Origin of the sequence: Nocardioides xinjiangensis (genome assembly GCF_017916455.1) — a bacterium.
Classification (GTDB): domain Bacteria; phylum Actinomycetota; class Actinomycetes; order Propionibacteriales; family Nocardioidaceae; genus Nocardioides; species Nocardioides xinjiangensis.
On sequence record NZ_JAFMSY010000001.1, the window covers coordinates 940508 to 952915 of the forward strand.

The following is a 12408-nucleotide window of genomic DNA, read 5'->3' on the forward strand; positions in this document are numbered from 1 at the left end:
CAAGTCCCGCTCCGCTCATACGCCCGCGACGTAGGCGGTGAGGAAGTGGACTCCGTGGCGGTCGAGGTTTCCGCGGGCGCGGTCGTAGTGCTCTGTGGTGCGTGGGTCGGAGTGCCTCGCGAGAATCTGAGCGTCGCGTAGTGGGACGCCGGCGTCGAGGGCGTTGGTGATGGCTGCGTGGCGCAGCGAGTGTGGACTGATGTGTCGGGGGATGGCTGCTGCTTTCGCGATGCGGGCCACCATTCGGTAGGCATCTCGCCGGTCGATGGGGTTGCCCGACACGGGGCGCAGGATGAGCCGTCCCTCGGTACGGCTGCCGCGGCAGGCCTCGAGGACGCGCAGCACGGGCACGGTGATGGGCATGGTGGCTGGCTTGTCGCCCTTGCCGATGAGGTGCAGCACTCGATGTCCGCGGAGCGTTTCTGCATAGTCCTCGATCCGTACCGCGGCTGCCTCGGATGCTCGTAGGGCGTTGATGCCCAACAGGAAAGCCAGCGCTCCGTGATGGACGGTGAGAGTCTGCGCGACTTGGAGAAAGCGGATGAGCTCGAGGCGGTCCAGGCCTTGGGTGCGGGATTCGTCGCGGTGCACTCTTGGCAGGCGTGCGTAGACGGCCGGGTCGGACACGATGAGTCCGTCGATGTGGGCGTAACGGAAGTAGCCGCGGACGGCGTGCATCGAGGTGACGATAGAGGACGCGATCAGGCCGGCTTGTCCGAGGTGTCGGATGTAGAGCTCGATGTGGGCTCGCCGGATCCCGACGAGCGGATCGAGGGCGTTGGTCTCGCACCAGGCGAACCAGCGCCGCAGTTGGGAGGCGTACAACGTGTGGGTGTGCCCGGAGTAGCGGGCGAGGTACGAGACGGCCGCGAGCTGGGCTGGCGTCATCGCATCTGGCTGGAACGGCAGAAGGGTGTTCATCGGTGTCACCTGGCGGAGTCGGGCAAGCCCCGACCCGGTCCGCCGAATGAGGACGAGGCACTTGCCTGACGCTACGCCCGTGCCGTTGCCCAAAGTCAGGTCACGACAGGCATCGCGGCGGAATGGGCGCGTCTCGTAGCCTCCTGGTTCCGCCGCGCCTAACTCTGCCCGTCCGGACCGACGTCCGTCGACTCCATCGGATCTGAGTGCCGGTAGCTGATCCAACTGCCCTTCGTGTACCGAGCCAGCCGATTGCATGGACCCTCCACAGCAAGCCCGCCATCCTCCAACTCTTCGACACTTGGGTTCACGCGCGCCAGATGGTCGAATCGGTGACAGTTAAGGCAGATGACTCTCCCTCCTGCCCGCTGCTGCAGGTCGATGCTCCCGCACGCAGCGCACACCCACCAAGCGTCGTACGCCTCCTCAGCGCCGCCCTTCTTCGTCACAAAGACAGTCACACGGTCATCCTTGCAGGCCTTGAGGATGTCCGCTGACGACCACGCCAAGCAGCCTCTGAGGGATCGATCTGCTGCCGGAGATAGGCGGCGGAGTCACGCACGCGACTCGAAGTCAATGTCAATGCGGCGCAGCGAACTACGCATTGCCAGAAATGCGTGAGGACTATCCCTCGTACCGATATCCCGCAATGACCCGGCCCCCAGTCTTACGCGCGGCGTATTCTGCCGCTTTGTACTCGTACGGGTCGTTGGCCTGGTCGACGATCAGCACCTTGCCCTTGCGAGCGACGTAGCCGGGTTCGCAGGGCGCATCTTCGTAGTCATACGTCGTGCATGACACCCAGTCGCGATAGAAGTCGAGAGCACGTTCGAAGTTCCCCGGCCGCATGATGTAGTACTCGACCCGGTTCCGGCTTCCAGCCCCGACGACGCAGTGCCATCCGTCAGTGCCTCGCCCGGCTCCTGAAAGGGCATCGGGTTCTCCGTACTTGCACCTCATCTGCTTCGCGAGCTTCTTCAAGTACGGCGATGTCGGTGCCGCGCTATTTGAGGCTGAAGCAGGCGCGAGGGGGGCGCTAATGACCAGCCCGAGCAGCATGACGATGAGTCGCTTCATGGAGCGACTCTAATGTTGATGACGCTCTTGACTGGCGATCGGTGACCTCCGCGCAGCCGCTTGGCGCATCAAAGGTCGCGCCCCGGGACGGCAAGCGGCGGAATGCAGCGCCTACTGCTCGCTCGGATCCTCGGGGACTTCTAGGCCCGCTTCCGTCAGCCAGGTTCGCCAAGACTCGATGCCGTCCCACGCGACATCTACGACCTCGCGGTCCTCCTCCGAATCAGGGTCGTCGACATACACCCACACACGCTCGATGCCTTCAGGGTCGTCCGGGTCTCCTTGGCCGGCCCAGTGCACCAAGCCCATCCGGACTGACTCCGTGCGCGAGCCCCTGGCGGACAGCTGGACGTGTTTCGTTCCGTTCGCAAGATCAGCAACAATCATCAGAGCTGGATCGTTGTTTGCGAATTCTTCGATAGCCGAGACACTCAAAACGGACTGCCTGTGATCGTGCTTCAGCCAGTCCTTCAGGTGCCAAACGGCATGACAGAGCGCTTCTGAGAAGTCTTCGGTGTCTCTGGAACCCACGCCGGTGTCCCGCCCAGTTGCGTGCAGAGTCCGGTGATACCAGCGAAGGATTCGCAGCCACTGGTGCTCCCAGCGGTCGTATCGAGCGACACGACGAGGTTCGTCCATGAGCCGCACCTTCTCATCCTGTCGAGTTGCGCGAGACCGCGGGACGCCGTCGCGGCGCGAGCGACGGAGTGACGCACGCCGGGAGAGCAAAGCGGTAGATCGCTCGTCCAACACTGTCACTGAACGAGAGACTCGTACGAAGATGGGAACGCACGTTCGATTGCGGTGCGCGATTACTCCGGTGTAGAGATCTCGGATCATGGGAGAAGGACCGTCGAAGCTGCAGCCCGACCGCCTCGGGGACGACGAAGTCGTCACGCAACGCATCGCGAAAGGCGCCGGCTCGCCGCCTGTCATCAACGCCCCGCGCCCCAAGGACCAAGGCCGAGTCTCTGTTATCCGAGGACGGAAGTCGCCGTCGCAGGCGTATCACCTCGTCCGAAAGGGCGGGAGCTGTGGTCCTGACGACGGTGCTCGCTACGCCGAGGTGGGCGCTCTCCGTGACGCTGGCTTCATCGTCACGCACACGCCGAACAACCGGAACCCCGACCACTGCTCCGTGGCCTATCCCAGTGACTGGAGTGAGGACGTGGCGCTACTGTTTGAGATGTGTTTCGCGGACGAGTCGTGGAACGCGGCTGCAGAGGATACCGATGAGTGATCTGATCCAGCTCGTTCCGGGTTGTGAGCCTTGGCGGCCGTCGCCAGAGGCAGAGTCAGTGCGCGTGCTGGACGAGTACAACATCCCGCTCGCAGGAGTCGTCCGTCAGCACGGTCACGACTACTTCTACGTGTGCGCCGCAGGCGAGGAGCAAGAGTCGAACGTCTGGTTGTACTCGCTCATCGAAGCGCACGAACTGGAGACGCTTGGCTCGCTCATCGGCGGGGCGTTCGTGAACGGAATGATGGAGTTCTTGAAGCACAGACCGGTCACCGCGGCCATGGCCGACGACTGGAAGCTTGTCCTCTGGGAATCGTTTGACAGCGGCGACGAGCGCCCTGGAACGATGGTTCGACGATTCCTGAAACTTCTGGAAGCGCGCGTTCGTCGCTACGGGGACAACATCGGCCGTCTTGAGCGTGACCCCAGCATCGATGCTGACGATCAGCTGAGCCTGCACATCTGAATTGAGGCGGTCGCTCGAAGGCTTCCGACAGGCAGCCATGCTCCAGCTCGCCAACACGCTGCGCAATGCCGCACCCGTTGGAACCGGGCGGTTCGCCGCCAACCTCGCCTCACGCGAGTTCCCCGGCGCACCAAAGCCATCTCATCGCTCCAGATAGGCCGTCGTCGAAAGACAGGGATGCTGTGTCGCTGCCTCCGACTAGCGTTAGAAAGGATCCCGACTCCGGCGGATCCGGAACGACGCAAGGAGGAGGTCGAGCGTGCGAGGGATGCCGGCAGACCCACGGAGAGGTCATGGACCGTCGTGACCACGGTTGACGTACTCAGGAACAGCCGCGACGGCGACCAATTCCACTACACCTGGGCCGCGCGCCAAGCGCTTCGTCTCCTAAACCCGTACACCGATCTCCGTTGCCTCTACGTCGAAGCGGTCGATCCGAGCGAGTCGGGCGGCACGGACGCTGGCGAGGAGGTGATCGACCTTGCTGAGTATTGGGGTTCTGCCCATATCGAAGAGACGACCCGCGTGGTCTATCGCCAGTTCAAGCACTCGACAGCTCATCCCGATGACCCCTGGACACTGTCATTCCTGAGCAAGACGCTGCTGGGTTTCGCGCGAAAATTTGGGGCGCTCGCGGCCGCACATCCCAGCGCGTTGGATCGAGCCGAGTTCGAGTTTGTGACCAATCGTCCTATCGCGGATTCGGCAGTCGCCGCGTTGACGCATCTACGCCACGGCACGACATCCGCGGCAGTAGAACGCCTCCGCACCCAGCTCGAAGAACTCCTGAGCCCGGCTGAGGTCCAACAGTTCTGCAGCCAGTTGTCGATCGACCAGCGTGCGCCCTCGTTGTTCCAGCTGCGACACCTGCTCGACGAGGATCTCGCTGATCGCCTACCTGGGGCACCAGGGGACGAGGCACTACGTCTCCGGGAGATGATCGCGACGCGCGCCACCAACATCGACGGCTCACGTCCCAAGATTCGGCGCCAAGAGGTGCTGGCCGCTCTCAAGACCTCCGACGACCTGCTCTTCCCCGCTCCAAACCTGATCGCTCAACCCTCGAGACCAATCGTTCGTACCCAGTTCAGGCAGATCCTGGAGACGATTAGCGGCGAGTCTGGACATCCGATTGTGATCCACGGTCCGGGTGGCGTCGGCAAGAGTGTGCTCGCCAGCGTCTTGGCAGAGTCTGCGCCTCAGGGGTCCCTGACCATCACCTTTGATTGTTACGGGAACGGGTCATATCGGCGCCCCAGTCGCCAGCGCCACCAACCGAAACAAGGTCTCGTCCAGGTGATCAACGAGATCGCCAGCAAAGCACTGTGCCTTCCAATCATCCCGTCGGCAACAGCGACTGACCGCGACTACTTTGATGCGTTCGTGCGGCGTATCGACAAGGCCGCGGAGGCGTTGGCTGCGACTACAGCAGATGCGCTTCTGACCGTAGTGATCGATGCCGCGGACAACGCCGCCATGATGGCCAAGGAGGTCGACGAGCAATCATTTGTACGCGGCCTTGTGCGAGAGGTGTTCGCGTCAAACGTGCGCCTGGTATTGACCTGTCGAACTGAGCGACTCGACGAACTGGCATTGCCTAGTTCGTACCGCGGCATAGCGATGGATGGCTACACGCTCGACGAGACGCGAGCGATATTGAACGCCGCCTACGAGGGCGTCGAGGAACCCGACGTCCGGGAATTCCACCGGCGAACTAGCCGAAACCCCCGCGTCCAGTCGACAGTCATGGCCGCGACCGAGACCCTAGATGAGGCTCTTGCCTGGCTCGGGCCCGACCCTGCTAGCCCCCAGGACGCACTCGAGGCTGTGATTGCCCGACAGGTCGCCGAGATCCGAGATGGCGTGCACCTCGAATCGCACGAGATCGACAAGATCTGTGTCGGTCTCTCAGCACTTCGACCGATGATTCCTGTTCGCGTTCTCGCAGAACTAGCCGAGGTACACGAAGCCGTTGTCCACAGCTTCGTCGCTGATCTTGGACGCCCACTGCTTCTGCTCGATGGTGCCGTGCAGTTCCGAGACGAACCCACAGAGACGTGGTTTCGCACTCGGTACCGGCCCACCGGGACGGCATTGGACGCGTTTCTCGAACGACTCATGCCTCTTGCCCGCGACGACGCGTATGTCTCCAGCGCCGTTCCGGCACTGCTCTTCGAAGCCGGCCGCTTCGAGGACTTGGTCGAACTCGCCATGTCAGATGATGCACTTCCCGACAACTCGCTCCCCGCAGACGAGCGCAACTCGGTTCAACGTCGAGAGATTGCGCAGCAGCGCGCGCAGTTTGCACTACGAGCTGCGCTGAAGCGCGACGACGACTACTCAGCTGCCCTGCTAGCGCTCCGAGTCGGGACCTTGAACGCGGGTCGCACCCGGCGGCTGCGACTCATTCGCGAAAACACAGACATCGCCCCTCGATACATCGACGCCCAAGTGCTCGAGCACCTGTTGTCAATGCGAAGCATTGGCAGCGACTGGCTCAACTCCCATATCGTTTACGAGGGCGCGCTCCTTGCGTCCATGCCTGGCCAGTCCGATCAGGCACGGAATCAGCTGCGGAGTGCTTCGTCGTGGATGAGCGCTTGGACACGCCAAGCGGTCCGAGACGGCGAGCAATCCGGGGTATCTGACTACGACATCTCACAGGTTGCGTGGGGTCTCGCTTGTACCGATGGAGCCGCTGCCTCAATCAGGTTCCTCCGTGGCTGGAGGCCAAAGGAGGTGGCTTTCGAGGCGGGTGTGCACGTCTTGCGTCGCCTCGCTGACGCTGGGCGTCTCGAAGAGATTCGCGAGTTCGCGCGCTGCGCACGCGGGCGGCACCTGCGGTTCGCGGTCGCGCAGGTCTGTTCGGAGAGGGGGCTCAGCGTGGATGTCGTCTCACTACGCAATCTCTTGAAGCCGCTCCTCGGCGCGACGACGGTCTTCCAGCCCTCAAGACGAAACGACGAAAGCTGGGCCACGAACGACCAGTTCGTCCACGGCGGTCTAACGGCAGCAAGCTGGATTGTGATTCAGGCACTTCGAGCAGGGTTGATTGATGTTCCTACGGCTAAACGCATCATCCGTCCCTACGTCCCGCCGAATCTAGGTCATCACACAGGCGGTTGGAGCGATCGAGACATCTGGGCGCCAATCGCCGTACTTGCATTGTCGGCACGACTCGACGGACGTCTTGTGGGCATCGACGAGATCCAAGGAACGCGTATCGCCGAAGCCCGCGCCAAGCAGAAGCACGTCTACAGCAGCGATCTCCGCGACTTTGACGCGAACGTCAAGCCCCTTGCATGGTGGGCAGACTTATGGGTGCGGCTTCAGATTCAGCCCACCGAGGCCGACGTAGATGAGTTCCGCGAGGGCGCGCGCACATTCTTAGCCCAGCGGCACCCTGGAAGACGCGACGACGACTCCGCTCAGACCTACCTCAACGTCGCGCTCCCATTGATCCTTCGCATCGCGACGGAGTACCCGGACGCGCTCGAGGTCGGCGACTTAAATGAGTTCTGGATCGACAACCGCCCCAGGCTGTGGCGTGGCACACGGATTCGCTTGGTCCGCGAGGCCGCGCGCTGTTCGAAGTTTCATGCGTTCGCTCACGAGGTCGCCGAACGCTGCTACGAAGGGACGGTCGCAGCCCAGGAGGATGCGCAAGGACGATCGGACGACCTCGTAGCCTTGGCGCGGGCTGTCTACACGCTTTCGGCAGCCGACTCGGCTGCCTACTTTCAGAGCGCCTTGACCATCACCGATGCGATCGGTGATGACGCTTGGGCGCGGTGGGGGACGTTCGTCAGACTCGCACCACTGGCAGCCGATGGCACAGAGTCGCACCAGCGTGCGTACCGGCTCGGGCAAGTTGCCGAAGGGCTAGAGCCCTACCTCGGCGACGGTCTCAACCATGTTGATGCGCTAGTCGCGACGGCAGCTCTGTCAGTTCCGGAGGCGCTGGCACTGGGCTCGCGTTGGCGTGACCGTCGGTTCGCGCCGATCGGACGGCTCATCGCAGCTCTCGCGAAGTCTGAGCAAGGTCTTCGCGCCGACGAGGTCGTCGCATTGCTTCCGCTCTGCGACAGCTACTTGGACGACGACGAGTTGGCGTCTGGCTTGGCGTTCGAGAGCGGGACGGAGCTGAGTACCGTAGCGGCGCTCCTGCGGCATCGACGATCCAGTCCGCTTCGGCAGGACGCCTTCGAGACCCTGCTAAGGCGTTCTGGAGTTACTCGCAGCCAGATCCAGCAAGCTGACCCTTCGTTGCGTTTCGACTACGAAGACCGCCCCGAGCCGGTCTCCGACCGGTCGTACACGAGTCGATTTGAACCCGGGCCGTCGCCGACCTTTGACGACATCGACTTCCGCACGCCTGAGGGGTGGGCCGCCGCCCTCGACCGCGCGTCCGGCCTGCACCGCGAGCTTGTGTTCGAGCACCTCGTTGAGACAGGTCAGCTCCGCGCAGAAGTCTTTGCAGCGTTCGCGGCGAATCCGGACATGAATCGATTCGACTTGGACGCGCTTGTCTCGGCAGTCGGCGACCGCCGACTGTCCTTAGGATCAAGAGGGGCACTCGACCAGGCGTACGTCGAGGGCTTGAGTCGCGTGGCCGTCGACAACCTTCTCGTCGCGTGGCGGAAGATGGACTACGCGCGGATGAGGGTTCAGACCGGCCGGTCGACGGACTATGAGCACATCGCCAGCCGCGCGTTGGTTGCACTCAACACGTTCGACGCGGAGCAGGCCTACGCACTGGCGGGACACCTCGCGCAGCGACTAAGTGTCGATAAGGCACAAGATCTGTTCGACGCTGCAGCCGACCTCTTTCTGGACTGCGTTCCGCTTGATTTTGGCGACGGTCACCACCCAAACGGGATGGCATCGACAGAATCGACCGCGAGCGCGCTGGCAGCAACCATCTGGACGGCGCTTGGTGATCCAGCAATCGCAACTAGGTGGCGCGCAGCTCACTCGGTGCACCTCGTTCTTGAATTGCATCTCGTTGAGGTAACCGACGCACTGATCGAGCTCGCGGGAAAACGCAAGGACGCGAGCTCGTATCTCGACTCGCGGTTGGGCTTCTACGACCGCCACGCGCGTCAGTGGCTGCTCTTCGGCTTGAGGCGGGCGTCGGTCGATGAGAACGCGTTAAGTTCGCTCCGTCGGTTTGCTCCGTGGTTGCGAGAAACCCTGACCGAGCCGTCGCACGCAATCAATGCTCCGTTAGCTCGCGACATCCTGTTGCAGCTCCACAGTTCGGGATACCTCGATGGTGAGCCGACCGAGACCAACGCGCTCGTCGCGATTGGTAAGCCGACACAAGTGGTGCGAAACGATCATCGCTCTCCAGCGCGGAGCGTTTCGTCCTTTGGCGAACTCGACTGGCCCGCATCCGCACCCACCCCCACTGAGAGTGACGAGGACGAGAACGACGAAGAACCCCACGATGACAGCTTCAGGTTCTTTATGGACTTCGGTCCGTACTGGTGCAACTGGGTTGGCGATGCCTTCAACCTCACTGAGCGTTCAGTCGAGCGACTAGTCGAGGAGGTTCTGCTTCAGGATTGGAGGGTCACGTCCAGAGGACGAATCGAGGACGACCCTCGCTACACGCATGAGCTATACCGGCGCAACAGTCATCCGCGGAAGACAGATTGGCCTGAAGAGGAGGACCTCGACTTCTACCTCTCTGTGCAAGCGTTGTACGAAGTGGCCGGCCGACTCCTTGAGCGCCTGCCAGTCCAGGACCGCTACTCGGACGACGAGACAACCGATGCCAACGACTACACCCGATTCCTGGACGTACACATGCCCACGCGTGTTGACGGACGCTGGGTCGCAGACCGTAGAGACGCTCCACCGTTCCACGCACAGCTCAGGTCGGATATCGCGATCTACGGAGCGCGAGAGAAGTCCGATCTCGACTGGACCTTCGAGATTGCATCCGCGATGTTTGAACGTGAGGTATTCCGACAGGATGGTCGTGTCGCCGTGTCTGTCACTCGAGATGTCGCTGGCTCCTCGCGTCGTGAATCCGTTCGGGTAAGCAGCGCCCTCGTGTCTCCGCCCACCGCGCACGCGCTACTCCGCGCCCTCCAGACGGCCCCGGACAAACACGCTTACCGCCTTCCAGAAGTCAACGACCGCGAGTTCGAGTTGACCAACGGAGCCTTCAAACTCATCGGCTGGATTGAGTCACGACCGGAGCGCTCGGGACAGGACCGGCACGACCCGCTTGCAGGTGACATCGCCTACCCACCCGATCACCCGGGCCAACTCGTAGACGGCCTTTTTCCGTCGGAAGATATGAGGGCTTGGTACGACGAACATGGCGCGATTGCAATGACATCTCTCGTCTGGTCTGAGTTGAACGACAGCAACTCGTCACGGGGCACGAGTGGCGAGGAGCTTCTCGCAGACAGCGCGTGGTTAGGCGATCAACTCAAGCGATTGGACCGATGGCTAATCGTCGAGGTAGAGATCCGTCGGCGCTGCGACGACTCGCCGTCAGGATTCGCCATGCGAGAGGACGACGAAAACATCGGCTATCTGATGCCGTATACAAAGTACTACCTGATCGACAGCGACGGAGGCGTGCATGAGCAGCACTGAGCATTCGGCGATCTTGAAGCTCGGTCGCAAGATGGCAGATGCCCTCGATGCAAGCGACCTTGCAGGCCGCTGGATGGCGCATCACCTCGCCGACCTGATCCATCAAAGCGAGAGCGCACCTGAGGACGAACTCCTCGCCTCGGCGACCCGAGAGGCCATCCTGCAGTTTTGGGCGCACAAGGCAGGAGCACCGTTCCGGCGGCGCCCGTTCGAGAACCTCGACGCAGTGTTCGCCGCGCTAGAACGTCTAGAGCCGGATCCTCCACCTTGGGCCTACTACCGCACTTTCTCGGAGACTTCGAACCCCTCTCCGGCGGCCTTGACCACCTACCCGCTCTTGCCAGCCGCGATCGAGCTCGAACGAATCACTGCTGAGGTCGTCGGATTCACCGTCGCTGTTGTCGGTAGCGACGCTATTGATCTCGAGGAAGACTGGGTGGTCACTGCGACGGCGATCGCCGACACGAAACGAGATCACGCGACACGGCTTCTTCAACGAGCGGTCCGTCGCATGCGCCAACTCGCGCAACGCGACCCCCGTGAACTGTTGGTCGTGGACCCGTCGTCGCCTGACGAGCCATTCGATGCCACTGAATACGAAGGCATTGCGGACGGCGAGTCCGACTCAATCGCGGAGGAGGTCGAGGATCCGTTGCGGGTAGCGCTCCTCGCAGCGATCACATCGTGTCGCCTGGCATTGGACACCCTCGAAGCGAACACGCGTCAAGTCGAAAACTAGTGCTCGGGGCAGTCTCACGTGTCTGGGCCTGGAGCCAAGCCAGATCCGGCTGCGGAGCGGGGCTGGCCAGATTGCCGTGCAGGACCGTCACGAACTCCAGAGACACCACCGGATGGCTCGTAGATTGAGAGCGTGAGTTTGGCAGTGGCGTTCCCGTTGAACGCGTCTGGTCTGCTGAGCCAAACAGCGTCATTCTGGGCGGACTGACGCCGCTCGGTCGAGTCAGCAGCAAGGTCGCAAAAACTTTCTCGCTACCTGTCCCACCCGAACCCGCGCGGGCAGTTCGAGGCGAGTTGGCACCGTCGACCGGGACTCGGCCACGACGAACGCACGGCGGCTCGGCGTCGGCTGCTCGACCGGGCCAACGCAGGCCGATCTGAGCCGACTCGAGGATCGGGTCGGGCCACGTGCAAGGACGCGGGCTCGGCGCAGAACAGGACGTCGTGAGCCGCAGGCGGCACGTCCTGGGTCGCGGCCTCGCGATGAGGCCCCACCTGGAGCATGCAAGATGGTCCCCACAGCGTCCGCCGATGCAGCGATTGGCGACGACAACACGAGAGGGCTGATGTCACCGTGGCGATGAGCGAGGTCGACGTACGGAGGCGGTGGTCCGAGGGGGACGCGTGCCACGGGCTGTGGAGCCTGCTCGGCGGTGTCGTCACCGCGGACGTCCTGGCGCGGACCGGGGCCGACTTCGTCGTCGTGGACCTGCAGCACGGCGCCGCGGCAGACGTCGACCTCCCCGGGATGACGGCAGCCATCCGCGCCGCGGGATCGGTCCCGCTGGTCCGCACCCGTAGCCCGTTGTTCGCCGACGTCGGCCGACCGCTCGACCTGGGCGCCTGCGGCGTCATCGTGCCCAACATCCGCGACGCGGAGCACGCCCGCGAGGTCGTCGCTGCGACGACGTACGCCCCTGCCGGGGGGCGTTCGATCGGGCGACTGTCCGGCGGCGCCGATCGGCCACTGGTGATCGCCATGGTCGAGACGGCCACGGCGCTGGAGGACCTGGACGCGGTGCTGGCCGTCGAGGGGCTCGACGGCGTGTACGTCGGCCCGGGGGACCTCGCGCTGTCGCTCGAGCTCGACGGTGCGGACCGCTCCGCGGAGCTGCGCGACGTGCTGTCCTCGATCCTCGGCCGGGCCGTCGCTGCCGGCGTACCGGTGGGTGTCCACGCCTACAACGGCGCGGACGCCGCCGACTACGCCGCTCAGGGCGCGACCATCGTGACCGTCGCCGTCGACACGGTCTCGCTCGCGGAGGTGATGGCGGGCCACCTCGACGCCGCCCGCACCGGTGCGGGCGCGCACGGTCGCTAGTCCGGCCGCAGCAGAGCGAACCCGCGCGGC

8 protein-coding genes are annotated in these 12408 nt (G+C 63.4%); 5 read left to right on the forward strand and 3 right to left on the reverse strand.

The genetic code is table 11. The annotated features are described in order from the left end of the window. Positions 1–15: 15 nt before the first annotated feature. From J3P38_RS04490 to J3P38_RS04500, 3 genes are all read right to left on the reverse strand, one after another. Positions 16–921, reverse strand: coding sequence for a tyrosine-type recombinase/integrase (locus J3P38_RS04490; protein WP_210502795.1), 906 nt, complete (start codon positions 919–921; stop codon positions 16–18). A 624-nt stretch (positions 922–1545) separates the two neighbouring features. Next, a complete protein-coding gene (locus J3P38_RS04495; protein WP_210502796.1) occupies positions 1546–1998 on the reverse strand; it encodes a hypothetical protein in 453 nt (150 codons plus the stop codon). Positions 1999–2109: 111 nt separating this feature from the next. Then, positions 2110–2646 carry a hypothetical protein gene (locus tag J3P38_RS04500; protein WP_210502797.1) on the reverse strand — a complete coding sequence of 179 codons (537 nt, stop codon included), beginning with the start codon at positions 2644–2646 and terminating at the stop codon, positions 2110–2112. Positions 2647–2836: 190 nt separating this feature from the next. Here J3P38_RS04500 and J3P38_RS04505 point away from each other — a divergent pair, with 190 nt between their 5' ends. The 5 genes from J3P38_RS04505 to J3P38_RS04525 all read left to right on the forward strand — a co-directional run bounded on the left by J3P38_RS04505 (position 2837) and on the right by J3P38_RS04525 (position 12378). Continuing rightward, the gene (locus tag J3P38_RS04505) at positions 2837–3238 is read left to right on the forward strand and encodes a hypothetical protein (protein WP_210502798.1); all 402 of its coding nucleotides are present in this window, start codon (positions 2837–2839) and stop codon (positions 3236–3238) included. After that, a complete protein-coding gene (locus J3P38_RS04510) occupies positions 3231–3704 on the forward strand; it encodes a hypothetical protein (RefSeq protein ID WP_210502799.1) in 474 nt (157 codons plus the stop codon). The genes J3P38_RS04505 and J3P38_RS04510 overlap by 8 nt, the downstream gene beginning before the upstream one ends. A 303-nt stretch (positions 3705–4007) precedes the next feature. Further along, entirely contained in the window at positions 4008–10319 is a 6312-nt protein-coding gene (locus J3P38_RS04515) for a hypothetical protein (protein ID WP_210502800.1), read from the forward strand. Then, positions 10306–11058 carry a hypothetical protein gene (locus J3P38_RS04520; RefSeq protein ID WP_210502801.1) on the forward strand — a complete coding sequence of 251 codons (753 nt, stop codon included), beginning with the start codon at positions 10306–10308 and terminating at the stop codon, positions 11056–11058. The genes J3P38_RS04515 and J3P38_RS04520 overlap by 14 nt, the downstream gene beginning before the upstream one ends. 579 nt (positions 11059–11637) lie before the next feature. Then, positions 11638–12378, forward strand: coding sequence for an HpcH/HpaI aldolase family protein (locus J3P38_RS04525; RefSeq protein ID WP_210502802.1), 741 nt, complete (start codon positions 11638–11640; stop codon positions 12376–12378). Positions 12379–12408 lie beyond the last annotated feature (30 nt).